General features: G+C 59.2%; 1 protein-coding gene. It reads left to right on the top strand.

Annotated features, from left to right (window positions below; translation table 11 throughout):
- On the top strand, window positions 1–341 hold a 341-nt coding region (locus QWI17_RS09125; RefSeq protein ID WP_302722199.1), incomplete at both ends, for a type I restriction endonuclease.

Below are 341 nucleotides of genomic sequence, written 5' to 3'. Positions count from 1 at the left end.
ACTGGCACTCGCGATGTGGTGCTGGATCGGCTGGTTAAACAACTGGAAAACAAGGTCGATGGCGGAACGGTGAATGTGCTGCGTTACGGCTTCGCCGTGGCCGGTGGCGGCACCTTAGCCATGAGCCAGGGGTTACCGGAGGATGATCGCAACGAGACGGTGATTCAGCGCTATGCGGCCAACCGCCTGCGCGTGGTACCGCAGCTGCGTTACTCGTTGGACAAGACCGACGAGATCGATCTAGCCTTCTTTATCAACGGCATTCCAGTGGCCACGGTGGAGCTGAAGACCGACTTCACCCAGTCGGTTGAGGCTGCCATGCAGCAGTACCGGATGGATCG

Origin of the sequence: Gilvimarinus gilvus (assembly GCF_030518155.1) — a bacterium.
Classification (GTDB): domain Bacteria; phylum Pseudomonadota; class Gammaproteobacteria; order Pseudomonadales; family Cellvibrionaceae; genus Gilvimarinus; species Gilvimarinus gilvus.
This window is presented reverse-complemented; position numbering and strand designations above follow the sequence as displayed.